The 25,157-nt window shown below is 66.2% G+C and carries 20 protein-coding genes; 13 read left to right on the plus strand and 7 right to left on the minus strand.

The features are described 5' to 3' along the window. Positions 1 to 75: 75 nt before the first annotated feature. Positions 76 to 3,447: an SCO5717 family growth-regulating ATPase gene (locus tag CGL27_RS33685; RefSeq protein ID WP_119991673.1), complete on the minus strand. Its 3,372-nt coding sequence runs from the start codon at positions 3,445 to 3,447 to the stop codon at positions 76 to 78. Positions 3,448 to 4,163: 716 nt separating this feature from the next. On the opposite strand from CGL27_RS33685, the gene CGL27_RS33690 reads away from it, so the two are divergent. Further along, complete coding sequence (locus CGL27_RS33690) at positions 4,164 to 5,660, plus strand: PQQ-binding-like beta-propeller repeat protein (protein WP_240450725.1); 1,497 nt, start codon at positions 4,164 to 4,166, stop codon at positions 5,658 to 5,660. Positions 5,661 to 5,728: 68 nt separating this feature from the next. Here the strand turns inward: CGL27_RS33690 and CGL27_RS33695 are convergent, their stop codons facing one another. Next, positions 5,729 to 6,505, minus strand: a complete 777-nt coding sequence (locus CGL27_RS33695) for a hypothetical protein (protein WP_240450726.1) — start codon at positions 6,503 to 6,505, stop codon at positions 5,729 to 5,731. Beyond that, complete coding sequence (gene eccE / locus CGL27_RS33700) at positions 6,505 to 7,668, minus strand: type VII secretion protein EccE (RefSeq protein WP_240451028.1); 1,164 nt, start codon at positions 7,666 to 7,668, stop codon at positions 6,505 to 6,507. The genes CGL27_RS33695 and eccE overlap by 1 nt, the downstream gene beginning before the upstream one ends. Before the next feature lie 319 nt (positions 7,669 to 7,987). On the opposite strand from eccE, the gene eccB reads away from it, so the two are divergent. The 7 genes from eccB to CGL27_RS33730 all read left to right on the plus strand — a co-directional run bounded on the left by eccB (position 7,988) and on the right by CGL27_RS33730 (position 14,981). Further along, a complete protein-coding gene (gene eccB / locus CGL27_RS33705) occupies positions 7,988 to 9,541 on the plus strand; it encodes a type VII secretion protein EccB (RefSeq protein WP_119991675.1) in 1,554 nt (517 codons plus the stop codon). 125 nt (positions 9,542 to 9,666) lie between these two features. Then, complete coding sequence (gene mycP / locus CGL27_RS33710) at positions 9,667 to 10,908, plus strand: type VII secretion-associated serine protease mycosin (protein ID WP_119991676.1); 1,242 nt, start codon at positions 9,667 to 9,669, stop codon at positions 10,906 to 10,908. Positions 10,909 to 11,052: 144 nt separating this feature from the next. Continuing rightward, entirely contained in the window at positions 11,053 to 11,394 is a 342-nt protein-coding gene (locus tag CGL27_RS33715; protein WP_119991677.1) for a WXG100 family type VII secretion target, read from the plus strand. Between the two features lie 41 nt (positions 11,395 to 11,435). After that, the gene (locus CGL27_RS33720) at positions 11,436 to 11,717 is read left to right on the plus strand and encodes a WXG100 family type VII secretion target (RefSeq protein WP_119991678.1); all 282 of its coding nucleotides are present in this window, start codon (positions 11,436 to 11,438) and stop codon (positions 11,715 to 11,717) included. A 109-nt stretch (positions 11,718 to 11,826) separates the two neighbouring features. Next, positions 11,827 to 12,300, plus strand: a complete 474-nt coding sequence (locus CGL27_RS33725; RefSeq protein ID WP_119991679.1) for a hypothetical protein — start codon at positions 11,827 to 11,829, stop codon at positions 12,298 to 12,300. Between the two features lie 21 nt (positions 12,301 to 12,321). Continuing rightward, positions 12,322 to 13,689 carry a hypothetical protein gene (locus CGL27_RS50325; protein WP_162953122.1) on the plus strand — a complete coding sequence of 456 codons (1,368 nt, stop codon included), beginning with the start codon at positions 12,322 to 12,324 and terminating at the stop codon, positions 13,687 to 13,689. A 53-nt stretch (positions 13,690 to 13,742) separates the two neighbouring features. Continuing rightward, complete coding sequence (locus tag CGL27_RS33730) at positions 13,743 to 14,981, plus strand: S8 family serine peptidase (RefSeq protein ID WP_240450727.1); 1,239 nt, start codon at positions 13,743 to 13,745, stop codon at positions 14,979 to 14,981. Between the two features lie 366 nt (positions 14,982 to 15,347). On the opposite strand, the gene CGL27_RS50330 is transcribed toward CGL27_RS33730, so the two are convergent. From CGL27_RS50330 to CGL27_RS33745, 3 genes are read right to left on the minus strand one after another with little or no spacing between them, the layout of a single operon-like run. After that, positions 15,348 to 15,689, minus strand: a complete 342-nt coding sequence (locus tag CGL27_RS50330) for a hypothetical protein (RefSeq protein ID WP_162953123.1) — start codon at positions 15,687 to 15,689, stop codon at positions 15,348 to 15,350. Positions 15,690 to 15,715: 26 nt separating this feature from the next. Continuing rightward, on the minus strand, positions 15,716 to 16,453 hold the full coding sequence (locus tag CGL27_RS33740; RefSeq protein WP_119991681.1) for a hypothetical protein: 738 nt from the start codon (positions 16,451 to 16,453) through the stop codon (positions 15,716 to 15,718). Positions 16,454 to 16,460: 7 nt separating this feature from the next. Next, a complete protein-coding gene (locus CGL27_RS33745; RefSeq protein WP_119991682.1) occupies positions 16,461 to 16,775 on the minus strand; it encodes a hypothetical protein in 315 nt (104 codons plus the stop codon). Positions 16,776 to 16,832: 57 nt separating this feature from the next. Between CGL27_RS33745 and CGL27_RS33750 the strand changes: the two genes are divergently transcribed. The 5 genes from CGL27_RS33750 (at position 16,833) to CGL27_RS33770 (ending at position 20,976) form a co-directional block, all read left to right on the plus strand. Continuing rightward, positions 16,833 to 17,129 (plus strand): hypothetical protein, encoded by a 297-nt coding sequence (locus CGL27_RS33750; protein WP_162953124.1) that lies wholly within the window; start codon positions 16,833 to 16,835, stop codon positions 17,127 to 17,129. A 298-nt stretch (positions 17,130 to 17,427) separates the two neighbouring features. After that, entirely contained in the window at positions 17,428 to 19,158 is a 1,731-nt protein-coding gene (locus tag CGL27_RS50335; RefSeq protein WP_162953125.1) for a YwqJ-related putative deaminase, read from the plus strand. A 36-nt stretch (positions 19,159 to 19,194) separates the two neighbouring features. Further along, complete coding sequence (locus tag CGL27_RS33760) at positions 19,195 to 19,671, plus strand: SUKH-3 domain-containing protein (RefSeq protein WP_119991684.1); 477 nt, start codon at positions 19,195 to 19,197, stop codon at positions 19,669 to 19,671. Further along, positions 19,664 to 20,053: a YwqJ-related putative deaminase gene (locus tag CGL27_RS33765; RefSeq protein ID WP_119991685.1), complete on the plus strand. Its 390-nt coding sequence runs from the start codon at positions 19,664 to 19,666 to the stop codon at positions 20,051 to 20,053. Before CGL27_RS33760 ends, CGL27_RS33765 begins: the two co-directional genes overlap by 8 nt. Beyond that, complete coding sequence (locus CGL27_RS33770) at positions 20,050 to 20,976, plus strand: SUKH-3 domain-containing protein (protein ID WP_162953126.1); 927 nt, start codon at positions 20,050 to 20,052, stop codon at positions 20,974 to 20,976. The genes CGL27_RS33765 and CGL27_RS33770 overlap by 4 nt, the downstream gene beginning before the upstream one ends. 73 nt (positions 20,977 to 21,049) lie before the next feature. Here CGL27_RS33770 and eccCa read toward each other — a convergent pair whose 3' ends face one another. Continuing rightward, positions 21,050 to 25,000 carry a type VII secretion protein EccCa gene (gene eccCa, locus CGL27_RS33775; protein WP_119991687.1) on the minus strand — a complete coding sequence of 1,317 codons (3,951 nt, stop codon included), beginning with the start codon at positions 24,998 to 25,000 and terminating at the stop codon, positions 21,050 to 21,052. Positions 25,001 to 25,157: the final 157 nt, after the last annotated feature.

Genomic DNA, 25,157 nt, shown 5'->3' on the forward strand with positions numbered 1-25,157 from the left:
GGATGCGCCCCGTGGGCCCGGTGATCCGGGCCCACGGGGCGCATCGCTTGCGCTTGCTACTGCTGTAGCCCCTTGCTACTGCTGCGGCCCAGGGGGCTGCTGCTGCCAGGGCTGCTCCGGCTGCCCGGGCTGACCCGGCTGGACCTGCTGCCACGGCTGGCCGGGCTGCGGCTGCTGCCCCTGCCCGTAGGACTGCTGCCAGCCTTGCTGGCCGCCCTGCTGACCGCCTTGCTGCGGGTATCCGGGGTACTGCGGCTGCTGCCCCTGCTGAGGCGCGTAGGAGCCCGGATAGGGCTGCTGGCCGGGGTAGGGCTGCTGGGCCTGTCCGGGCATCGGCGGGGCCACCTGCGGCGGCTGAGCCCCGCCGTCGCCCGTCCACAGCCCCTGCTGCTGCTGGGCGCGGGTGAAGTCCTCCGCGACCATGGCCGAGAGGTTGAAGTACGCCTCACGGGTCTTGGGCCGCATCATGTCCAGGTCCACCTCGGCGCCCGCCGACAGATGCTCGTCGAACGGCACGACGATCACCCCGCGGCAGCGGGTCTCGAAGTGGGACACGATGTCCTCGACCTTGATCATCTTCCCGGTCTCCCGGACTCCCGAGATCACGGTGATGCTCCGCGAGACCAGATCCGCGTAGCCGTGCGCGGACAGCCAGTCGAGGGTTGTGCTGGCGCTGCTCGCACCGTCCACGGAGGGCGTGGAGATGATGATCAACTGGTCGGCGAGGTCGAGGACGCCGCGCATGGCGCTGTAGAGCAGACCCGTGCCCGAGTCGGTGAGGATGATCGGGTACTGCTTGCCCAGGACGTCGATGACGCTGCGGTAGTCGTCGTCGTTGAACGTCGTCGAGACCGCCGGGTCCACGTCGTTGGCGAGGATCTCCAGCCCCGACGGCGCCTGTGAGGTGAACCGCCGGATGTCCATGTAGCTGTTGAGATACGGGATCGCGGTGACCAGGTCGCGAATGGTCGCACCGGTCTCCCGCCGCACGCGCCGGCCGAGGGTGCCCGCGTCCGGGTTGGCGTCGATCGCGATGACCTTGTCCTGGCGCTCGATGGCCAGGGTGGAGCCGAGGGCGGTGGTCGTCGTGGTCTTGCCGACACCGCCCTTGAGGCTGATCACCGCGATGCGGTAGCAGGAGAGCACCGGCGTACGGATCAGCTCCAGCTTGCGCTGCCGCTCCGCCTCCTCCTTCTTGCCGCCGATCTTGAAGCGGGAGGGGCCGGGGGTGTTCTTCTTCGGCTTCTGCTTGCCCTTGATCAGCCGGTCCGAGGAGAGCTCGACCGCGGCGGTGTATCCGAGCGGCGCCCCCGCGCTTCCGCCCTGGCGCCGCTGGTCGGGCGTGACCGTCGGCCAGCCGCCGGTACGGGGATCGGCCGGGGCCGCCGGGGTGGCCGGGGCGGCTGGTGCGGCGTGGGCGTCGGGACGCGGATAGCCGTAGCCGTCGTGCGCCTGCGCCTGCGCCTGCCCCTGCCCCTGCGGCCCGGGCCCGGGAACGCCGTCGCCGGGGCGCGGGAAGCCGTAGCCGCCCTGGGCACCCGGACCTTGCTGCCCCGGGAACTGCTGGCCAGGGGGCTGCTGGCCCTGGGCGGGGTCGGTCGGCGCGTACGGTGCGGGCTGACCGGGCTGGCCGGGCTGGCCCGGGTACATCGGCTGCCCGGGCTGACCGGGCTGTCCCGGCTGTCCGGGGTAGTCGGCCTGCCCCGGCTGGGGCGTGGGATAGGGCTGGGGGTGGGGCTGCTGGTGGTACTGGCCCTGCTGGTCCGGGGCGGGCGGCTGAGGGAAGCCATAGCCGCCCGGGACGGGCATCGGCCCCTGGCCCTGGCCTTGTACCTGACCGGCCGGGCCGGGTGCGGGCTGGCCCTCGGGTTGCGGATAGCCGTAGTGGGGGCCCTGCGGAGCCGGGGGACCCTGCGGACCGGGTCCCGGCACGGCCGGGCCGGGCTGCTGATAACCGCCCTGCGGACCAGGCACGTTGGCCGCCGGGGGGTGTGCCCCCTGGGCCTGATCCGGCAGCGGGGCCGGACCGGGCTGGCCGGGGATCGCACCCGGAGCGCCCTCACCGGGACGCGGATAGCCGTATCCGCCCTGCGGCCCGGGCCCAGGCGCCGCGGCGGCGGGCTGACCGGGCTGACCCTGCGTCTGGGGCGGGGGAGGCGCCCAGGAGGTGTCCTGGGGCGGGAGCGGCACGCCGGCGCCAGGGGTGGCGTCCGTCCGCTGCTCCGGAACCGGAGCGGGACCCGGAGCCGGAGCGGCGTCCTCGGGCGCGGCGGGTTGGAAGTCCGGCGGCAGGGGCGGCAGCCCCGACTGCGGAACGGGCGGCGGAGCCCAGGTGGCGGCGGGCTGCTCGGAGGAGGGCGTGCTCGGCGGCACGGCGTCCTCGGGGATCGCGTCCTGAGGCTCGGCGGTCGCCTGCCTCAGCTCCTCCATCTCACGCCGCAGCTCGGCCGTGGAGAAGCGCAGCGTGCCCTCGCTGCGCACATCGTCGTCGGTACGGTCGTCGGTGTCCGCGAAGCCGGAATTGTCAGCGGAATCGGACGCAAGACCAGAGCCGGAACCGGAAGAGGAGCCGGAATCGGAAGAAGAGCCGGAACCGGAAGAAGAACCGGAACCGGACCCGGGACCAGCCTCGGCGGCCTCGGAGTCCTCACTCCGCCTCTCGGCCACCTCGCGCCGCAGCGCGGCGGTGGAGAACCGCACGGTGGAGTGGCTGACCAGATCGCTGTTGTCGCTCTCATCGGAGCCGGACTCGGGCTCGGGCGCGGACTCGGGGGCGTCGTCGTCCCGTGGGGCCGCGGCGGGCGCCAGGTTGAAGTCGTCATCGACGGGAGCGGAAGCGGTGAAGGGAGCCGGAGCGGGAGCCGCGGCAGAGGACTCCGCCTCGACATCGGACGCCCCGACGGAAGATTCTCGGGGCGCGGGTTCGGCCTCGGGGTTGTCCGACGCGGCACCACCCGGCACGGAGTCAGCCGCGGGCCGACTGCCCCAAACCGGCTCGGAGTCGGGCAAAGGCGGCATGCGGATGCCCGCGTCCGACCCCTCGGCCTCCGCTTCAGACCGTGCCTCGTCCTCCCTCCGCGCGGGGACCTCCTCCACCTCGGAGGCGTCCGAAGCGGCATCGGCGGAGGGCGGCGCGGTCGGCGACGGCCAAGCACCCGGAAAGCCGCTCGGCTCCGGCGCCCCCGGCACGGACACAGGATTACCCGTGGGCGGCGGAGGCGGCGGACTCGGCGCTCCCGCACCGGTGCCCGTCCCGATTCCTCCGGAACCGCCGGTCGACGCGGGGGCCGTGGAGGCCGGCGAGGACGACGACGAAGCGTTCTGCGTGTACCAGGCGGGCGGGGTGTAGTCGATGGTGAACTCGCCCGTGTGCTCGGTCTCCGCGTCGGACCGATCATCGCCGGGTGTGTTTCCGCCCGTGCGGATCTCGTCCCGATCGCTGCTCACAATGCCTCCTGGTGTGGTCGAACACCCTTGAAAATCTTGGCGAGGCCGATCTGTTGCCGATCGCTACTGTCGTCCGACCGTTCGGCTTTCCCCTTTTGTGTCGCCGGGGATACCTGAACAGGTTGTCCACCGGGTACCCCAAGACTAATCACCATGAGCGCCACGAGGGCAGGCCCGTCCGCGCACTCAAGGCAGTCCGAGACCTCACCGTGCCTTACGGCGGTACGTACCCGGCAACCACGGGGGGAAGTCCAAGCGTCCGGTGGTACAAAGAATCCCCGCTCGAATGCCGTTGCACAGTGGGACCTGCGACCACGTCGCCCCTTTCCGGCCGGTGCCGCCGACCGGATCGCGGAGAGGAGGCCGACCGGTCGGTGGACTCGCGTGAGAGGTAGGCGCAGATGTCGCAGCCGCCCCAGCCCCCCAACCAGCCCCCCTCCGGCGGCTTTGGCCCGCCCCCGGAGCCCGAGGAGCCCCAGCGGCCTCAGGCGCCCCAGGAGCCGGGCCAGGGCGGCTTCGGTTCGCCGCGGAGACCTCCGGCGCCACCCGTGCCGCCCGCATCACCCCCGAGACCCCCATCGGCTCCGTCGGCGGGCCACACCCCGCCCCAGATATGGGACACCGGCGTCCTGCCGTCGAGCCCGCCTCCACCGCCGCCCGGCGCGCCCGTTCCCCCCGGCCCGGACCTCGCGCACCCGTACGCCCAGAGCCCGTACGTGAGTCAGCCGGGGTACGGCGACCCGCACTCCCCGCCGCCCGGCCGGCCGTACGGCGCGCATCCGCCCGGCGGCGGCGGCCCGGCCCGTCAGCGCAAAGCCCTCGTCATCGGCGCGGTGGTGGCGGTACTGCTCGCGGCGGGTGGCGGGGTGTACGCCGCGGTGGGCGGCGATGACGACGGTAAGAAGCCCACCGCCGGCCCCACGACGACCACCCCGGACCGACCGCGGACACAGGACCCGACGCCCGGGCCGACGGGCAACGGCGACAACACCGGCGGCCGCGGCAGCGGCGAAAGCGATCCCAACGACCAGCGCCGGGCGGGCGAGGCGAAGGTCCTGTACCAGACGCCCGCGCCCGAGCTCAGCAAGAAGAACCTGGAAGTGCCCGGCTTCTGGGCGATGAAGGGCTATGTCGTCAAGGCGGTCGAGAACAAGATCGTCGCGTACCAGGACGAGGGGGGCAGCAAATGGACCCTCTCACTCCCCAAGGCGGTCTGCGCCGCTCCCCACTCCACGACCGATGGCAAGGTCGTGGTCGCCTATGAGGGCCGTAGAAAGGACTCGTGCAGCCAACTCGCCCTGATCGACCTGAACAAGGGCGTCAAGCTCTGGGACCACCACGCCCCCGAGGCCGGCTCCCTGGGCAGCGGCTACACCAGCGTGGGCATGGCACAGAGCGGCGACCTCGTCGGCATGGCCTGGTTCGGCGGCTCCGCCGTCATCAAGGTCAGCGACGGCAAGGAAGTCTCATCCGAAAAGCCGAGTGCGGGCTGCTCCATTGACGGCTACGCGGGCGGCAAGGTCCTGCTGCGCGCCTACTCCTGCACCAATGGCACCGCGAGGCTGCAGCAACTCACCCCCAGCGGCTCGATCAAGTGGACCTACAACGTCCGTAAGGGCTACAAGGTCAACAACATCTTCTCCAGCAGCCCCGCCGTAGTGGCCCTCACCGACCAGAACCGACAGTCCGGCGGCATCCTGGCCATCTCTGACAAGGGCAGGGAACGCTCGACCCTCGCACTGGGCAAGCACTCCTACCAACCGGAGTGCGGCACGGACCTCTTCGGCACGAACATGGGCAACTGCGAGGGCGTCGCCGTCTCCGCCGACACCTTCTACCTGCCGACCGAGATGACCCAGGACCAGGGCACCGGCTCGACGAGCGAGATCCACGCCTTCGACCTCGACACCGGCAAACGCAAATGGGCCGTCAAGGTGGCCGAACGGCTCCTGCTCCCACTGAACATGGACGACAAGACCCTCATCGCCTACGAAAAGCCCTCGTACAGCGAGCCCGGCCAGATCGTCCGCATCGCCCCCGACGGCGGCAAGCCGAAAACCCTGCTACGCCTGCCCCAGGCCACCCAAAGCACCGAGCGCAACTTCTACTCCGCCACCCACACCTACCGCAACGGCAACTTCTACATCGCCACCAACCGCGTCACCGGCAACGACACCACCCCCGAAAAACTCCTCCTGGCCTTCGGGCCCTGACCCCGGCTACCCCGCGTCGAGGGGCGCACCCACCGCGGAGTGCGCCCCTCGATGAGGGTTCGCAACGGTCAGTCCACCCGGCGCGAGGCCCCCAGCAGCCCCGACTCCGGGTCGGTCGCCTGGAGCGAGACGTACTGCCGGGAACCGCGCGTACACCACAGGGTGACCCAGTCCGGGATGGTCGGGAGGGCGGCGATGTCTTCCTGCCGCAGGGCCATGATCCGGCCTATCTGCTTGGCCTCGTCCGGCGAGACCCGTTGGATCCCGACCAGCCCGGCATGCTCCAGCAACCGGGGGGCGGCGGGGCTCAGATACGGCAGCAGCGTGAGGACCGACTGCCAGGGCAGCGCAGAAACCCGGCCGCGTGGTGGCCGCATACCGCAATCCCGCACCACCAGGACTGGGCTGCCCACCGAGGGACCCTGCGGTGGCACACGGCCCACATCGAACACCGTCATGCACTGCTGGCCGCCGCCCGCGGCCTGGACGAGATTGGCCCACATGCGGGGGCGGCCGGTTTCGATGGCGATCCGGGCGCCCGTACCGGCGGCCCGGAGAGCCAGCGCCTGCGCCGTCCACAGCCCGCCTATCAGCACCACGTCGAACGGCTCCGGGCGGCTGAAGCCGAGAACCGCCGACTGTCCCTGCTCGTCCATGCCGACGACTACGCCGTCGTCGCCGACCGGAAGGGCCATCGCCTCCAGTTGGTCCGGCGACAGCACGTGTCGTTCCCGCCTCGGCCCGATGAGCCCAAAGCCGGGACGTGTCCTGCGTGGCCTGGTGGGCGTGTCCGGACCCTCATCCGGAGCGGTGGTGAAGCCGCGGGTAGCGGCTGTGGTGGACATCAGCGGGTGCCTCCCAACGGCAGAGTGGCGAGCATGCCAGGCAACTGCTCGCGGTCCAAGCGCACGAGGCCGACCTTCACACCCCGAGCGGCCCTCTCCAACGTCTTGCGTGAGTCGACGAGTTCGGAGTCGCTGCGTCCCGTGATGCGCACATACGCACTGGCTTTGAGGTCGTTCCCCTGGCGACTCCCGCGAGCCAGCGTCAGGCTGAAGGTGGTCGCTAGGGCCGGCAGGGAGGTGAGGAGCGCGACGACCTGCGGCAGCGGTGCGCCACCCGCCCCCAACTGCGGCCAGCGACCCACCCAGTAGGTGGTGTGCCAGCGGTCGTCGCATCGCCAGGCGCGAGTGCTCTCGAGCGTACGGCGGGAGGACGCATTCGCACGCCCTGCCTGAGCGGTCGCCATAGGGTTGGAACACGCGGACGTCGCGACGGCCGCCGCCACTTCACCCTCGTCCAGGACCTTCGCGGTGAAGCCTGCTCCTGCCAGTCGGCTGGCCAATTGATCAACAGCCCGCACCAGACAGCGCTGTACGCCCTCCAGCCCGCCTCCGCGAGCCTCGATGGCCTCGGGGCACAGCTCCGGGTGCAGCTTGAGGGCTACCCAGGTCATGCGGATGGCGGGAGCACCGCTCTGTTCATGGAGCGGTGCGTAGCTACGGGCGGCGACCGACTGCTGCGGCAGATGGGGGGCCGGGGCGGGCTGCGTGTGCAGCACGATCTGAGCGGACTCGAGGTGGATATCGTCCACGGTCAACGTGTCACGCAGCAGTTCGACCGGCAGGGGCCGCTGGGTGCGCGCCGGACGAAGCGGGGTGTCCGCGCCCTGTATCTGGAGGACCGCGGTGAGGAAAGTGCCGTCGCCGACCATTCCGATCTGTCGTCGGTCACGGGCGACGTAGGAGTACGTGCGCAACGCCGGATCGCATTCGACCGCAGGCGCGAGCGAGGGGTCGATATCAACTGGGATGGGCTCTTTGGCGAGCTTTTGGCGGTGACGCAGAGCGTTCGCGGTGGATATCCACTCGGAGATCGGCTGTTGCCGGCGGCGCAGCACGGCGAGGAGGATCAGCGGCAGGGCGACGACCGCCAGCAGTGGCTTGTCCCAGGCGACCAGGAGCAGTGCGGCGGCGATCTCGAGGAGCACGAGCTGCTGCAGTCGCAGAAACCTGAATCCGGTGCCACGTGAGGGCTGCCGCGATGCGCCACTCTCGGGAGAGCGTGTTCGGGTGTTTGTGGCAGAGCTCATCAGGGAGACCACTTCGCCCTTTCGTCAGTACACCGGCTCACGGGTCGGCAGATCGCGCTGTCACGGTATCGGAAAGCCGCATGGCTGTTGACCACACTCTTCCCTTCTCTTGCCCCACCTCGGTCACACGCCGACCCCACCTACCGGCATAGTAGAGAGCTGGGTCAGTATCGGGCCCTGACCGGCGCGTGATTGTTCGGGCCGAGGACACATAACCGGGGAGAAGCGGCGACACATGGCATCGCGGCGAGATGAGCTCAACGCCTACACCTTTGCGAAGAAGCGGACCGTTGCGGCGTTTCTACGGCCTTCGTACGGGGTCTCCGAAGAGGCGGCACCTCGTCCACTGCGTTCGGTCGTGCCCGGCCTCGTGGTGGGGGCGCTGATCCTGGCGGGGTTCGGGGCGTGGGGCATGTTCAAGCCGACCGCGCCCAAGGGATGGGACGAGCCCGAATCCCACATCATCGTCGGCAGCGATTCGACGACTCGTTACGTCGTCCTCAAGACCGATGGTAAGAAGCAGCTTCATCCCGTCCTCAACTTCGCCTCGGCCAAACTGCTTCTGACTCCGGATAAGTCCAGCATCGTCGATGTCAAGGAGTCGGAACTGGACAACGGTGACATTCCTCGCGGTCCCACTCTGGGTATCCCGTACGCCCCGGACCGGCTGCCCTCGGCGAGCGAAGCCCACAAGAGGAAGCGCTGGGCAATCTGCGAACAGCCCGGCGGCAACCAGAACACCACGCAGAAGGCGGTCTTCCTCTTCGCCGATCGCGAGGCCAAGAAGGTGGAGGGTTCCCAGCGGCTACGGGGGAGCCAGGTTCTCTACGTCGAAGGCAGCGGCGGTGCACGCTACCTCGTGGATTCGAACGGCACGAAGTACCTCATCGGTGGCGAGAAAGGCAAGAGCTCGACGACCGAAGCCGAGTACAACCTCCTGTTGCGGGTCCTCGTCCAGGACGGTGCGAAGCCCGAGCGAGTGACCGACGACTGGCTCAACACGTTCAAGGACGGCTCACCCATCCGCTTCCCCCCGGTGCCGGGACAGATCAAGGCCAATGCCGGGGTCGACACCCTGAGTGCCAAGGCCAATCGGGTCGGAATGGTCCTGCGGGCCACGACGGGCCCAGGGACCCAGCACTACGTCGTGCTGCCGGGCAAGGTCGCTCGGATCTCCGATTTCGTCGCCAAGCTGCTGCTCAGCAGTGATCAGCTACGGCCGCTCAACCAGGCGGGAATGGCGGAGCGGGTGAGCGCGGCCGACTTCTCATCCGACGGCCAGGAGTTCTACGGCGAGAAGGCCTGGCCCGGCCAGGCCCCACGGCAGGCCAACTCCGTGGCCTCCGCCGAGAGCAGCGCCGCGCGTGACACCGTGTGCAGCGTGCTCGACGGCGTCAGCGGTAATGGAACCCCCAAGCTGGGCACTTGGGCGGGGACCGAGTACCCCGCGACCATCGTCGACGGGGCCACCAGCGCGTACGTCACCCCCGGAACGGGCCTTCTCTACCGCCAGTTCAAGGGCAAGGGGACCAAGACAGGGTCCATCTTCCTGGTCACGGACACCGGCCTCCGCTACCAGGTGCAGTCCAACAGCGACAGCAGCGCGGGCAAGCCGAAGATCGGTGACGACGAGGCCAAGGGCACGGACTCGTCCAATGTCAACCAGGCCCAGATCCGGCTGGGTTACGAAGGCGTGGACCCCCTTCCCATCCCGGCCACATGGTCCGAGTTCCTTCCCATCGGACCACGGCTCGACTCCAACAGCGCCAGGAAGCCGCAGGGTTCGTAGTGTCGAAGAAGAGGCCACAGGTGGCACCAGTGAACGCGGCCCGGTCCACGAGGCACGCCGCCGGCCTGACGGCGGTAGCTCTGTTCGTGGGAGTGACCGGAGCCCTGGGGCCTGCCGCTGCCGCGATGGCCGACACTCCATCCTCGAGCTCTCCTGCGGACCTGGACGGCAATGGGGAATGCACCTTCCCCATGAAAAAGCAGATCAAAGGCACCCCCTGGGCTTTGCAGCGCATCGTCCTCGATCAGCTGTGGAAGGACACCAAGGGTCGTGACTCCCGTGGGAATCCCGTGCGGGTCGCGGTGATCGACACCGGAGTGGACAACACCAACCCACAGCTCAAGACGGCGGTCGACGCCGGTAAAGGGTTCAACTACCTGCCGAAGGACAAGAGCGCTTCTGGATCAGGGAAGTCCCGGAAGCGGGACGGCACCGATGACCAGGTCGGCCACGGCACCAAGGCGGCGGGCATCATCGCCGCACGTCCACGGGAGGGGACCGGCTTCGTGGGGCTGGCTCCGGAGGCGAAGATCATTCCCCTGAAGCAGAACGACGACCAGGGCAGTGGCACCCCGGAAACGCTGGCCCAGGCCATCAAGAGGGCCGTCTCGGAGGGGGCGCGCGTCATCAACATCTCTCAGGACACCAAGGGGGCGCGTCCCTCAACCGTCCTGGAGGAAGCTGTCGCGTATGCCATCGACCACAATGTTGTGGTCGTCGCTTCCGCCGGCAACGACGGTGCCGACGGCAAGTCCAAGAAAACCTACCCGGCGTCCTACCCGGGCGTTCTCGCAGTGGCCGCCTCCGACCGCAACAACGAACGAGCGGTCTTCTCGCAGAGCGGCGACTTCGTCGGTGTCGCGGCACCCGGGGTGGATATCGTCTCGACTGTTCCGAAAGGCGGTCAGTGCGTCGACAACGGAACCAGCTTCTCCGCTCCCTATGTGGCGGGTGTAGCCGCCCTCATTAGGGCCAAGCACCCGGACTGGAAGCAGCACCAGGTCGTCGCCCAGATCGAACAGACGGCGGAACGCGGTGTCAGCGGACACGATCGTTTCGTCGGATGGGGAGTTGTCGACCCGGTACGTGCGCTCACCGATGACGACCACTCCATCGACCAGCCAACGGAGAACAAGGGCTCTCTTAAAGATGTCCCCGAACCGGAAGCGGCGAAGCTGATTCAGGGGGAGACACCTCAGGAGCGCCGGGAGCGGTTTGCCACGTACGCCCTCGGCATCACCGCGGTCCTGGTCTCACTGACGGCTGGGGGAGCGGTGGTGCTCCGCGACTGGCGTCGCCGACGCGGTGCGGCAGAGGTCACAGGGGGCGACAGGGGACAACTCGGCCGGAATCGATCAATGCCGTAACGGCGCTGTCACAACCCGCCACATCGCCAAGCGGACGCGTTTTCGGGCGGCTAGAGTGGCTGTTGACGACACGAATCTACGTTCCGTGAGGTGTCCGTCGAGGCGGCGGGTCACCGTATCGAACTTCATGGGGGAAGGTGCGACATGGCAGACAAGCTCCGGCTTACAGGTAGTGAGATCGACAAGTTGATCCGCGACCTCGGCTCCATGCATGACGGCCTTGAAGCCAGGATCAGCACACTCAACGGCGTGATCGACGCGGTCGAGGGCCACTGGAAGGGCATCGCGGCCAACGCCTACAACAACCTGCAGACGCAGGCCAACCAGGACGTCAAGCGCATCAAGGAGCTCCTCGCCTTCACCAAGGAAGCGGTCCAGGCGAGCAAGGGGGGCTTCGACGAGCAAGAGGTCGAGCGGCTCAACGACTTCAAGAGCGCAGGGGACTTGGGAAGCAACGGTGTGCTCGACCGCTTCCAGGTGTCCTAGCCCGCCGGTAACCGCCCGCCTCGCATAGGAGACAAGCTTCCGTGGAGATCACGTACTCCGGCGTCATCCACGCCGCCGGTGAGGTCAAGAAGACCGCCAACAACATCAAGAGCGAGCTCGACACGCTCATCACGCAGGTCAAAGCTGTCGTCGACACCTGGGACGGTGAGACCCAGAGGGCCTTCTACGACCGTCAGCGGGACTGGGACAAGCAGGTCGACCACCTGCACGAGACCCTGCTGACGATCTCGCAGAAGATGATGAACGCCACCGACGGCTACAAGAGCAACGACCTTGCGCAGGCCCGCCGCTTCCAGAGCTGAGGAAGCCGGATGGGCACAGCCGGAAAGGTCCCGGCTGTCGTGGGTGTGAGATGCGCTGAGCATCTCACACCCACATCTATGGGTTTTAGGCACTTTGGGGAGGTGCTTCGTGGGGCAGAAGGACTCGGGGGGAGACAAACACGGCTCTCCCAAAGACAAGCTCGGCGTCGGTGAGGACCTGGGCAGGTTCAAGAAGCGTGTGGACGAGCTTCTCGACGACCTGGACAAGTCTGAGGCGAGCCACAAGAAGATGGTGGGCTACAAGCTGACCAGCACGTCGTTCGGGTCCGCTGAATTCCCGGAGGCCCGAAACCTCGCCACGGCCTACGAGATAGTCCACGCACAGTTGGAGCTGCTCTCGGAGACGCTCGGACAGCAGCTCGAGGCGATGGGGATCACCGTCCACATGGCCGAGGGCGACTACAAGAACGTCGATCAGGAGGAGGCCTTGCGCCTCCAGCGGATCCAGAAGCGCACCGAGCTGTATTACGAGCAGTATCAGAAGAAGAAGCATCCCCACGAGCCGTCCGCGGACGACGAGAAGACCGGTGATGGCAAGGGCAGTGGCGGAGCCGGCGGTTGATGTGAACGGGGGTACAGACACATGAGTGAGCCCAAGAACATTCCCGACTGCAGTGACCGGACTGGCATGGGGCAGCGTGGGCTGGCTGAGCTGGTGTCCATGATCCAGAACGCGGACTGGCGCGCCCTCTCCACCAAGGCCACAGCCCTCCAGGACGCGGAGACCGCGCTCGACAAGATCGGCGACGAGCTGAAAAAGCGAGTCCAGCGGGTCGAATGGGATGGCGATGGTGGCGATGCTTTCCGGGAGTGGGGGGACGAGTTCGCCAAGCAGGTCCTGAAGCTGGCGTCGTACGCGGGCAGCGTGGGCGGTGTCATGCTCCATGCGAGCGACACGCTCAAGGAAGCCATCACTCAGATGCCGGAGGTACCGGCGGGGAACCTCAACGACGATCCCGAGACTCTGAGCAAGCTGCAGAAGAAGTCGGACGGGCTGCGTGACAAGTTCGCCCCGTACATGACCCGGGTGGCGAATGCCTACCAGTCGGGAGCGGACAGCTTCAGCTTTCACGAGCCGCCGGTCTTCAAACCGCTGCCAGCTGCCGCACTTCCGCCGGCAGACCGCTTGAACAGCTGGCAGGAGGGATACGGGTCGTCAGGAGGTTCAGGGGGTGCGCCATCGGCGCCCTCTGCCTACACGGCTGGCAACCAGCCACTTTCCACCACCCCAGCGGACACTGGCGGCGTCGCTGGGAGCGTCGGAGAAGTTTCCGGCCCGAGGGAAGTCGGGCGCGTCACTGTTCCTGACGCCACGCACACGAACATCGACCAGGTGACGATGCCGGACACACCGGCCACGCCGAAGCCTTCCGATCTCGGACCCGTGTCTCCTCCGGCACCGACGCCCAACAACCCTGCGCCTGTGATGCCGCCCGTTCCGACTCTTCCGTCCCCCTCGAACATCAGGCGGCCCGGGCCTGGCCCCGGCCCCCTGGGGCGGGTCGGTCCCGTAAGTCCTGTCACAGGGCCGGGGATTGGAAAGGATCGGATTCCAGCGCCGACTCGTACCAACAATCCCGTTGTGGGAGGTTTTCCGCCCCAAGGGCAGACAGCGGCCACACGCGGTCTGAACCGTGGGACGATCATCGGGAATGAGTCCCCTCAGGCCATGGGCCGAGGAATGATGGGCGGCGGCAGCGGGGTGATTGGCGGAGGTAATCGTTCCGCGGGTTCTGCTCGGAGACTGCCGTCCGAGCCTGGTGCAGGCCGAAGGGATTTCACTCCTGGCGGCAGCGGGCTGGTCCGCGGTGGAGTGAACTCGGGAGGTGCGCCCGGGAACCGTCGGCAGCGGTCGGATGATGGTGACGACGAGACACATACGGGCTATCTCATGGACGATGACGATCAGGTCATCGGGCGTCGCGACGTCGTACCGCCCGTGATCGAGTAGGACTGGCTTCGAAAGAAGTTGCTCTCCAGCGTGAGTGAAGAACGGTAGGTGGCATGGAAGCGACAGTGACGCTTGCATGTAAGAAATGGCGAGTGGTGGTCTCTCTGCTTGCTTCCATGCTCGTTGTCGGGGGCGCTATGGCCCCCTCCGCTGCGGCCGAGACCATGCGCCAACGCCAGTGGTACCTCGACCGTATGCAGGCCGAACGGGTGTGGAAGGTCAGTACGGGCAGGGGCATCACAGTTGCTGTGCTGGACGGTGGGGTGAACGCCTCCGTGCCAGAGTTGAAGGGGAAGGTCCTCAAGGGGAGGAACTTCGCGGAGCCGAAGAAAGATGCTCGCCAGGATCCTGACGGTCATGGCACGGCGATGGCCATGCTCATCGCCGGAAACGGCATGAATGGCCAGGGAATCAAAGGTCTGGCTCCGGACACGCGAATTCTGCCCCTGGCTGTTGCTGGAACTACTAAAGAGTCCGGGACTCGGAATGTGCGCGCTTTTGCGGACGCCATTCGGTATGCGGCTGACAGTGATGCCCGAATCCTGAACATATCCATGGGATATGAGTTCTACACGCTTGAATCAGATGAGCGGGACCAAATCCAGCGAGCGGTCGACTATGCCATTTCACGAGGCAAGCTGTTGTTCGCTGCATCTGGAAACAATGCGACTGATGGAAACGAGGCCACATACCCCGCGGCAAGCACAGGGGTGGCTGGTATCGGAGCTGTCGACGACACTTTCACGGTGGCCAAGTTCTCCACGTACGGCCCGCAAGTTGCGCTCGCGGCGGCAGGTGACGAGATCCCCATTCGCTGCCTGGACGGAAAACCCGGATATTGCCGCAGCGGAGGTACTAGCCAAGCAACAGCCGTCACTTCGGCATCTGCCGCACTCATCTGGGCCAAGCACCCCAGTTGGACCGGAAACCAGGTGCTCCGGGTCATGATCCAGACCGCGGCTAAACCGAGCGAAGGCAAGGTCCCCAGCCGGTACATCGGTTATGGCACGGTCCGACCCCGCATCAACCTTCTTGATGGCAAGGGAGATCCCGGTCCTGCCAATGTGAACCCACTCGTCAAGGCGAACGATCCGTCGCCATCGGCCTCCAAGGGCTCGGAGCCCTCGGCCTCGTCGAAGAGTGAGGCCGCCGCCCCCGCCGATTCTTTGGCCGCTGATAAGGATGAAGGGGGCAGTGTCACTCCGTGGGTCATCGGTGGCGTGGCTGTTGTGGTCGTAGCGGCTGGTGGGCTGTTTGTGGTCCTCCGGCGGAGGTCGGGAATGTCGGTTTAGTCTTCGCAGAGTCAATGGTGTGGCCCTTGCCGTCCCTTGGGGACGGCAAGGGCCACACTTCCGTCTGTTGCTCGACGCCTCCAGCGCACAGCGCATAAAATGCGCGCCATGAGTGATTCTGGTAACGACCCGGCAGGTCGTCAGGAGTGGCAAGAGCTGTGGAAGAACTCCACACCGCGAGAACGACGGGCGATGCTCCGCGAACACATGCGCTCATACAGGAAGTCCGATGAGGCGCGCTCACAGACGCGTTCGATAATCCGCGTTGGCTGGGTTTATCTACTGTTGCTCGTAGTGGTCGCCCTGTTCTCTTTCGCGGTGGTGCTTCTCAAGTAGGAACCCTGTACTTGGAAGCACATTTGGCCGTTAGCGCCTGTTGTTCTCCTGTGCTATCTCTTCGCGTTGCGCTTCCAGGAACTCCTGCGCTCCCTGTCTGTGAGACTCCTGCTCTTCGGGGCTCATGCGTTCCCAGGCCTCGTGAAACTTGCGGATTCGTTCGCCCAGGGCCTCGGAATAGGCGGGCACTCGCAGTGCCTCGCGGAACCCCACTCGACCGGAAAGCAGTTCCCGCGCCATTTCCTGCAGCACCGGACCGGCTCCACCGCCGGCGAGTTCCTTGAGCTGTTTGCGCAGCGCACGTGCTTGAGCCTGGTCTCGTGTGGGGCTGAGGAAATCCTCGTCGCCCACTTCAGGTTCGTTTGTTCCCATATTGTTTCTCCGCCGAATCAGGCTCTTCAGGCCACGACTGGATTGTTGTACGGATCCTTCGGAAGCGGGAAATCTGCAAATTTCGTGGCGATGCCACCGGCGGTCGTTCCCAAGGTGGCCATTCCGGTGTGAAAGATCAACTGGAAGTCGTTGATGGTCTTGGTTATCTCGCCCCACTTCTCAATGATCTGCAAGATCTGAGTGGCTGCGACGCCGTACCCGACGGCCATGCCCCATCCGGTCCAGGAAAGGAGTGAGCCTGCGGCGGCCGAGATGGCGGCGGTTGCCGCGAGGTCGCCTATTGTGCTGAGGGCTGTACCGACGAGTTCTGCCGTTGACCATACCCCCTCAGCAATGACGAAGTATTCGTTCTTGAGGGCGTCTAGTTCGGAATGAAGCTCATTGCACTTGTCCGCCACATCCTTGAAGTAGACATAGGCAGCATCTGCGGCATTGCCATCCCAAGTCGTATCCAGCAGTTTGTTGCCTGAAGTGATGTTCTTGGAGACGTCGCTGCACAGTTGAGCGAGATTCCCCCATGCCTCACTGCACTTCGAGTACTCCTCCCAATCTCCCGCAAAGTACTCCTGTGCCTTCTCCTTCGGATTAAAACCCAGGGCGATCGAAAGGATCTCGTTGACCCAGTAGGTCGGGCTGATCAGGTCTCCGGCGTCATTGATCGGTTTGAGCGGGTTGGTGAACTCCGAAGGCTTCTTGGGGGCCGTGAGGTGACTGGTTGGCTCGGTGAGATCGGTGAATGCCATGGATGCCTCACCGCTTCGTCTCGGGTAGCGTGGCGTCCATACTCGCGGCATGTTTGAGGTCGGTCTTGCGATAATACGTCGCCGAATCTTTGAGTTCGGTCGCGGATGAGTCGAGAAGCGTGTGGAGTCGCTTGAACACGTTCTCTACCTTAGGAACTAATGAGCCGTGAATATTGAACGCCTCGATGAAGAGGCCTTGGGCTGGTGTATCGATCCTGCAGTACTTTGCCACGTACTGCTGGGCGTCAAGTGCGTCGCTCCCTGCGCGCTTGACCATCTTTCCGTACGAGTCCAGATCGTCCTCTGTCACCCGGAGTGTCACGGAATATCCCCCATGAAAGTCTCGCAGTTGTTGTCGCCGTAGTATAGGCTACGTGACATGAATATCCCAGATAATCGCGATACTGGAAGTTCGATTCAAGTGAGCGACAGGGATCGGCTTACCTGCCTGACGGGCATGTTGTGTCCTGTCATGTTCGCTATTGGATACTGGGCAATGGTGATTGCCGCCGCTGTGACTGGCGAATTCAAGCCCGCGACTCTCATTATCGCCGGGCTGGAGACGGTGGCGGCGTGGTTGGGTATCCGTGGCTGGCGGAAGCGCACTGTCATGATCAGTTACGGTGCACTCGCTGTCATGATTGGTGCGTTTATGCTCTCGAAGCCTCTGATCTGACCGCGGTCATACTCTGCTGGGCAGAGTGATGGTGCCCCGATCGATCGGGCGTCGTGACTGGTCGCTACTCATGCTTGATTGCGAGTGCGAAGAGTGCCCCTGCCTTGAGCGGTCCGAACGCACCGACACTCTTCCCGGGGCGGGCTGGCGCTGCTTGGAAGTCCCGTGAATCTCCACGGCATCGCAACGACTCTGTCACGGCAGGTCGAGACAGGGATCGAGGCCTAACCCATCACTACCCAATCCCCGTAAACTTGTTCGGGTTCGCTGAGCCTGGAATGTCACCGGGGGTACAGGTATGGGCGTTGTTCTGCCGGACGAGTTGGCCTTCGTGCTCGATCTGATCGGCGTGGCCTGGCCGAACGTGGACGAGGACGACTACCGCGATATGGCTGACGCTCTGCGTACGTTCGCGGATGACGTGGACACAGGGCGGGGAGGCACCAACACGGCCCTGAATCGACTGATCTCGACGAACCGCGGTGAGATGGCCGATGCCATCAACGCGCATGTGCGAAAGCTCAACGCCGAGCATCTCCACAACCTGGCCCAGGCCGGGCGACTGTTGGCCGGTGGGCTGGACGGGGCCGCGGTCATCGTCGAGGGTGCCAAGGGTGCCGCGATCGTCCAACTGGGCATTCTTGCGGCAGAGGTTGCCGCGGCACAGGCCGCGGCGCCCTTCACGTTGGGTCTGTCGGAACTCGGAGCCGTGGCCGGCGTGGCGACCACGCGCACGATCGTCAAACGGCTCCTGAAAGAGGCCGCGGAGTATGCCGCCGAGGAGCTTCTGGCCATCGCCACCGCCCCTGTGTTCGCCGCGTTGGGGGCCATGACGACCGATCTCATCGTTCAAGTCGCTGCCGATGGTGCGGGTATCCAGGACGGTGTCGACCTCGGCCAGACGGCGCAAGCGGGCAGGGAAGGCATGCAACTGGCAAGCGCCGGGGGCGGTGGGCTGGTGCTCGCGGGTGTCGGAGGCGGGGGAGCCGCCGGAGGCGTTGGCGACCTGGTCTTTGACGACCACGAACACAATCTCTTCGCCGCGCGTGTGTTCGACCACTCGAAGGATCTCGATGAGAAGGGCGGGGCTCACCTCGGGCGCACTCGTATGTCCTTCGGTAGAACCAAAGGTCGCGGCTCACTGGCGCAGGCGATCGAGGGGGTCGTCGAGGAGGCGATGACGTCTCTCGGAGATGCGCACGGGAAGCTGAGGACGCATCTGAACAAGGTCGGGGACGGGCTCGTCAAGGCCGGTGGGGGCCAGGCGACGCAGAACCACAAAGCGCGCGCGAGTTTCCAGAAGGGCCTCCGTTCGAATTCCGGGCAGCCTCCGGCGAGCGGGGGCGGCGGTGGAGGCAATCCGCCGGGTGGCGGCGGCAATGGGTCTGGTGGTGGTCAGAATTGGCATGGGCGCACGGCTCGAGAGACACGGCATCATCGGTTGGATACGCGGAACGTGAGCGGTCTCTCTCCTGAAGCGCAGCGGCGGGCGCTCGAGGAGGAGTCGACGCGACTCGCGAACGAGGCGCAGAAGAAGCGACCGGAGAGCGAGAAGGGCGTGGCGCCGCTCGGTAAGAGCCGCGTCAACTCTGGCTGTGCGGGGAGCCTGCTGCACAATGGCGAGATTACAGCCCACACGAGCATGCAGCGGATGAAGATCTCCAAGAACTTGACAGGGGAAGCCAGGGACCAGGCGGTAGCCGCGCAGACACCGGACCTCCATCCTGCTGTCCGCGATCTCTATCAGCAGATCGCGGACTCCGGGGTAAGGACAGGACGAGGTCATGGCCAGTGTGCTGAGGTTGCTCTCATTTCGGATCGTCTGCATCAGATGGATCCCACAGGACAATCGATCAGAACCGTGGAAGACGCACGGAACGCACTGTCCGGGGCTGTGATCGATACTCGTGCCATTGGAGAGCAGGTTGATCCGGACACCGGAAAGGTCGTACCGCACGCTGACCATCTGCCAGCGTGCCACTCATGCCGGCATGCCCTGCCAGCCCTGGGTATTACTCCCACTCGCTAGCTCAGCGCCAAAACGAAGAGATAGGAGCGATATCTGATGCCTCGCCAGCTCACTCACGAAGAGATCGAGCATCGACTGCGCTCAGCAGGCTGGTACCCGGGACGGGATGTTGCGGTTGAATCGAGCGAACTCATGGAGTCTGCTGCTGCCCAACTTCTCTCTCACGGGTACTCTGTTACTCCGTTCCCGACCGCCATTGACTTTCTCCGGGAATTTGCCTTTCTCGATCTTGAGTCGCCCGGGGAGCCTCCACAGGAACACTGCGTCACTGAAGTTCGGTTCGTAGATGCCATCAGGGCCGAGCAGATTGCGGAGCTGTCCGAGTTGCTGGAGCAGCCGCTATTTCCGGTGGCATTCGAGCGGATGGAGCGTGGCACGGCCGTCATGGATCCGCTTGGCAGGGTCTTCTACACTCACTGGTCTGGGTACTATTACCTGGGCCAGGAGCGAGATGAGATCTTCAACAGCCTCTTGACCGGGGACCAGACCGATGCGGAGGAATTCTATGTCTGACATCGACCTCGGCGTTTCCTCGAGCCTGCTGGTCCAGGGCAACATCTTCAGCCAGACCAATCTTTCTGGTGAGGGCACCCCCGACCTTCATCCCGCCGTGAGTGATTTTTTCTCCGCCCTTCCCTCCGGGCTGCGCGAACCGTTCATCGGCTACTGCGCCGAATCCGCATTGATCTCGGACCAGCTGTGGTCGCTTGACGAGGGGCGATCCGACGGGCGCTGGACAGGGCTCGACGAAGCGCGGCCGCACTTCGCCGGAGCCGTGATCGTGTCCAAGCTGATCCGTGAACAGGGTGACCCCGAGCACGGCCGCACGGCCACACCGTGCCGTTCCTGCGCCGCCCTGCTGGACCGTCTCGGCGTGGAGATCATGCGGCCGTGAGCGGGAGAGGCAACGAGGCGCTGGTCGCTGCGGGGTGGCAGCCGGGAAGGGACGCAGGGAATCGGGCGCTCCTGGGAATTCTCGAGACGACGAGCACCGTGGCTCTTGACGGGGTCACTGCCTGGCAGACGTTCTCCGCCGTCGAACAGGCGCTGCGGGAGTTCTACGGACTCACCGTGGCTCCGGCAGGGCCTGGCGTCGACGTCGCCGCGACGGGGTGCGTGGTCGATCCGTCCCTGGGACGCCATGCCCTGCGCACCTTCGCGGCCTTCCAGGAGGGGCTCGGTCACCGGCTGTTTCCGTTCGGCCGCACCGATGCCGGGGCGTTGCTGGCGGTGGATGACAAGGGTCGGCTCTTCGCCGTCGATCACAGCGGGTGGTGGCTGTTGGGCGAGTCCGCGGCCGAAGGGCTGGCGTCACTGGCCGAGGGACGGGCACCCCGGCGCGTCTCATCATGGAGCCTGGAGTGGGGACTCGCCCGGACGGCGGAGGGTGTCGTCACCGACCTGGTGAAAACCGCCTTGGTGCTCGCCTACGTGCTGCACCACCATGGGCTCTTGGCGACGCGTGCTATCCAGGCCGGTGCGGTCGGTTTCCGGGGCTTTGGTGAGGTTTACCTGGATCGCGAGTTCCGGTTGCGCCAGAAGACGCTGGACGCCAACGCGGAGCCGCTGGCGGAGGACATCGAGCGGGCGCTCGGCCCGGCGCCCCTCGACACCGCCGAGGTGCGTTTGGAACTGCTTGCGGCCGGTTCCGGGCCTACACGGCCCGCCATCGGCTGTCAGCTGGCCGCGGGCGGACAGGGTGTCGGAGGGATCCTCGTACAGCTGACGGCCCGCGCGGGATTCATGCTCGACGCTGATCGTCAGCGCGCCCTGGATGACGTTACGGCAGAGGTGGAGCGCTACGCCGCCACCCGGTGATCGGTCTGACAGTGAAGCCCCCGGCTCCTGCGGACAGGGATCGTCGGGGGCTTCAGCTCATTCCAGGGTCGGATCAGTCGTCGGGCAGCCAGGCAGTCTGGACGAGCGAGGCGTCCCCTCGACGGGAGACGAACACGCCGCGGCCAGGCGGCAGAGGACGCGCCTTCACGTTGGCCAGCAGCTCGCCCTCGGAGGAAGGTCCCGAGAGCAGCACGCCCTGCGCGCCGAGTTCCTTGAAGCGCTGGATGAACTGCTCGTAGGACGAGCGGCCGGCCCCCGCCGTGTTGCGGGACAGGATGATGTTGACGCCCGCGTCACGTGCGTAGGGGAGGTTGTCCACCAGCTGGGTCATGGGGTTGCCGGAGGACGTGGCGACCAGGTCGTAGTCGTCCACCACGATGAACGCCCGCGGTCCCTTCCACCAGCTACGGTTGCGTAGCTGCTGGGGTGTGACGTCGGTGCCGGGGATGCGGCTGCCGATGAGGGTGTTCATGTCCGCGACGTACTTGTCGAAGGCGTTCTGCGTCGTGGCGTAACCGACCAGATGGGACTCCGGTACGCACTCGAGGAGGCTGCGTCGGTAGTCGCCCACGATGAAGAGCGCCTCGTCGGGGGTGTACTGCTCGGTGATCTGCTTGATCAGCAGCCGCAGCAGCGCGGTCTTCCCGGACTCCGTCTCGCCGTACACCGCGAAGAACGGATCGTTGCCGAAGTTGATGAAGACCGGTTCGAGATGCATCTCGTCGATGCCGATCGCGACCCCGCGGTGCGGCTCGGCAGCGCCGCCAGGGATGTCCCGGACGGGAAGCATGCGCGGCAGCATCCGAACCTGTGGTGCGTGCGGTCCGGACCAGTTGTCGCCCACCGCCTTGACGAATGCAGCGGTGGCCGCGGCGTGGTCGTCCGCCGGGGAGCTCTCAAGCTGTGGCAGACCGCCGAGGAAGTGGAGCTTCTCGGGGGTGAGGCCACGACCCGGTGTGCCGACGGGCACATTTGCCGCGACCTTGCGGTCGAACTCGGAGTCCAGGGGGTCACCCAGCCGCAATTCCAGGCGGCCCAGCAGCTGATCCTTGAGTGCCGCTCGCATCTCCATGTACCGGGTGACCGTGGCAACCAGATGGACACCGAGGCCAAGACCACGCGTGGCGATGTCGGCGACGATCGATTCCAGCAGTTCGTAGTCCATCTTGAAGGACTGCCAGCCGTCGATGATCAGGAAGACATCGCCCCATGCCTCACCGGGAAGCTGTCCGGAAGCACGGAGCTGGCGGTAGGTGCCGATTGAATCGATGTTGTTGTCCCGGAAGAATTCCTCGCGCTGATTGAGGATGCCGGTGACCTCGGCGATGGTGCGGCGGATTTTCTCGGGGTCCAGACGGGATGCCACTCCGCCGATATGCGGCATGTCATCGATAGCGATCATGCCACCGCCGCCGAAGTCGAGTCCGTAGAACTGGACCTCATACGGCGTGTGGGTCAGCGCAAAGGTGCTGATGAGCGTCCGGAGCAGGGTTGACTTGCCGGAGCGGGGTCCCCCCACGATCAGCATGTGGCCGGCAGCGCCCGAGAAGTCGTGGTACAGAATCTCCCGCCGCTGTTCGAAGGGCTTGTCGACGATGCCAAGGGGGACGACCAGACCACCGCTGCGCGGGTAGTCCGAGACATGGAGTCCGCGCTCGGGCGAGACGGCGAGCGTGGCCAGGATCTGGTCGAGGGCGGGAGCGTCGTTGAGCGGCGGCAGCCACACCTGATGGGCAGCGGGGCCCTGGCCCTCCAAACCCCGCACGATCACGTCGAGGACTGTGTCGGCGAGCGCGTCATCGGTGCGCTCCGGCGTGTAGGAGAAGTCCGGATCGGGCTCGACGTAACGGACCGGCACCGGCGCGGCGGTGAAAAGCACCGGACGACGGTCGGTGGGGAGGGGGCCGCTTCCGATGAGCGACGTCGTGGTGGCCCGATAAGTGCCGGACACATAGGCGGCCTTGAAGCGGACCATCTCCTCCGTACCGAACTTCAGATAGCCGGACCCCGGCACCGAAGGCAGGTGGTAGGCGTCGGGCACACCGATGGCGGCGCGGGACTCGGCGGCGGAGAAGGTACGCAGACCGATCCGATAGGAGAGGTACGTGTCGAGGCCGCGCAGCCGCCCTTCCTCCAGCCGCTGCGAGGCCAGCAGCAGATGAACTCCCAGCGAGCGGCCGATCCGCCCGATCTGGATGAACATGTCGATGAAGTCGGGCTTGGCGGTGAGGAGTTCGCTGAACTCGTCGATGACCAGGACGAGGGAGGCCAGCGGCTCCAAGGGCGCCCCCGCGGCCCGGGCCTTCTCGTAGTCATGGAGGTTCGCGTAATTGCCCGAGGCGCGCAGCAACTCCTGGCGGCGCTGCAGTTCGCCGGTGATCGAGTCCCGCATACGGTCGACCAGGGTGAGGTCGTCCGCGAGGTTGGTGATGACGGCCGCGACATGGGGCATCGCCGCCATCCCGGCGAACGTCGCACCGCCCTTGAAGTCGGCGAGTACGAAGTTCAGGGTTTCGGAGGAGTGGGTGACGGCCAGGCCCAGCACCAGCGTGCGCAGCAGCTCCGACTTGCCCGAGCCGGTCGCTCCCACGCACAGGCCGTGTGGGCCCATACCTTCCTGGGCGGCTTCCTTGAGGTCGAGCATGACCGGTGAGCCGTCCTCGCCGACCCCGATCGGTACACGCAGTCGCTCCGCGGTGGACCTGGGGCGCCAGGTGACGTTCGTGTCCACCGCGGCGGCGTCGCCCAGGCCCAGCAGATCGGTGAATTCGAGGTTGGCGAGCAACGGCTCGTCATCCTCGCCGCCCACGCTCATCCGCAGCGGTGCGAGCTGACGTCCCAGAGCTTCGGCGGCCTCGAGGGACAGAGCGTCCGGCTTGCCGCGGTAGACGGCCGCGCCCGCTTCCACCCTCAGCCTGTCCGGGTGGACGACCAGCGACAACCCGCCCCGGGGCTCGTCCATCGGTTCCGGCACGACCTCCACCACGGTCACGCCCTGGAGCCCCTCCTGAGCGGCCAGGAGGGAGTCCGGTGGCACCGAGCACCCTTGGAGGATGACCACCACGTGCGGCTGGTCCAGCAGTGCCTGTCCCTCGGGGTTGAACCGCGACCGCCCGTCGAGCCAGCCTTTGAGCAGGTCTTCGACTTCCGGCAGGTTATCGCTGAACAGGCGCTTGGTCCCCGCTCCGTCGACGGAGCCGGGGACCTGCGTATGCGGCAGCCACTTGGACCAGTCCCACTTGTCCGCTGTCCCCGCTGCTGTCACGACGGCGACGACGAGGTCTTCGGGAGAGTGCAGTGCGACGAGGCTCGCGACCAGTGAGCGCGCGGCTCCGAATACCGACTCCCTCTCGCCCGAAATGGTCATGTGGTAGAAGGCGCGGAGCGACACGGCCATCGGCAAGTCGTCGAGCGAACCGTGAACCGCCAGGAACTGCTGCATCGCTCCCGCGGACAATGGCTCCAGCTCGTCCACTGGAGCCGTCTCCGGTGCCACCAGTGGTGTCCACAACTCTTGCGGGCCCAGGCCGATGCGGACCTGTCCGAAGTCCTCGTCGCCGATCCGGCGTTCCCACAGGCGGCTGCCCTCGGCGACCAGGGACCATAGCTGGTCGGGGTTGGGGTGCAGATAGAACTGGATGTCCCGTTGAGCGCGCGCCGTACGGTGCACCCTCCGGCGGGCGTTCGCCAGATACTTGACGTAATCGCGGCGGCCCTGGACCGCTTCTCCCTGGGAGTCCTTGCGTACCCTGACCACCTGCGCGATGACCATGGCGACCGTCGATATCAGCATCATCCCGCCCATGATCTTCATGAACGGGGCCGAATTCGGCATGAAGAAGAACACGACCGACGAACCCATGCCGAGCATCGGCAGGAGCTGCATCGCCATGCCCTCCCGCTGGGAGCGGGAAAGTTCGGGAGGCGGCTCGAGGCGCAGCTCATTCGTGGGCACTTCGGGCGGAGTGGCCCGAGGCGGTCGCTTCACGACGATCTGACTCACCGGCGTATCAATCCCTTGGCGTGGGGTGGACAGTTGTGGACCGGCGCCCCCGTGGCGGCACCTCGCGTGCGACGCAGAGCGATCCTACGTGTACAGGGCCGGTGTGGACCCCGGTAGGGTGAGTTCCCGCAGTGTGCGCGACAGCGGAGTAAGGGGG

The organism is Streptomyces sp. 11-1-2, from assembly GCF_003595545.1.
Taxonomy (GTDB): domain Bacteria; phylum Actinomycetota; class Actinomycetes; order Streptomycetales; family Streptomycetaceae; genus Streptomyces; species Streptomyces hygroscopicus_B.

Excerpts from the sequence above, each read along its gene's own strand:
- CGL27_RS50325 (WP_162953122.1), top strand. The coding sequence starts at position 12,322 with ATGAGTGAGCCCAAGAACATTCCCGACTGCAGTGACCGGACTGGCATG.
- eccB (WP_119991675.1), top strand. The coding sequence starts at position 7,988 with ATGGCATCGCGGCGAGATGAGCTCAACGCCTACACCTTTGCGAAGAAG.
- CGL27_RS33715 (WP_119991677.1), top strand. The coding sequence starts at position 11,053 with ATGGCAGACAAGCTCCGGCTTACAGGTAGTGAGATCGACAAGTTGATC.
- CGL27_RS33695 (WP_240450726.1), bottom strand. The coding sequence starts at position 6,505 with ATGTCCACCACAGCCGCTACCCGCGGCTTCACCACCGCTCCGGATGAG.
- CGL27_RS33765 (WP_119991685.1), top strand. The coding sequence starts at position 19,664 with ATGTCTGACATCGACCTCGGCGTTTCCTCGAGCCTGCTGGTCCAGGGC.
- CGL27_RS33760 (WP_119991684.1), top strand. The coding sequence starts at position 19,195 with ATGCCTCGCCAGCTCACTCACGAAGAGATCGAGCATCGACTGCGCTCA.
- CGL27_RS33750 (WP_162953124.1), top strand. The coding sequence starts at position 16,833 with ATGAATATCCCAGATAATCGCGATACTGGAAGTTCGATTCAAGTGAGC.
- CGL27_RS50330 (WP_162953123.1), bottom strand. The coding sequence starts at position 15,689 with ATGGGAACAAACGAACCTGAAGTGGGCGACGAGGATTTCCTCAGCCCC.
- CGL27_RS50335 (WP_162953125.1), top strand. The coding sequence starts at position 17,428 with ATGGGCGTTGTTCTGCCGGACGAGTTGGCCTTCGTGCTCGATCTGATC.
- CGL27_RS33730 (WP_240450727.1), top strand. The coding sequence starts at position 13,743 with ATGGAAGCGACAGTGACGCTTGCATGTAAGAAATGGCGAGTGGTGGTC.
- CGL27_RS33740 (WP_119991681.1), bottom strand. The coding sequence starts at position 16,453 with ATGGCATTCACCGATCTCACCGAGCCAACCAGTCACCTCACGGCCCCC.
- mycP (WP_119991676.1), top strand. The coding sequence starts at position 9,667 with ATGGCCGACACTCCATCCTCGAGCTCTCCTGCGGACCTGGACGGCAAT.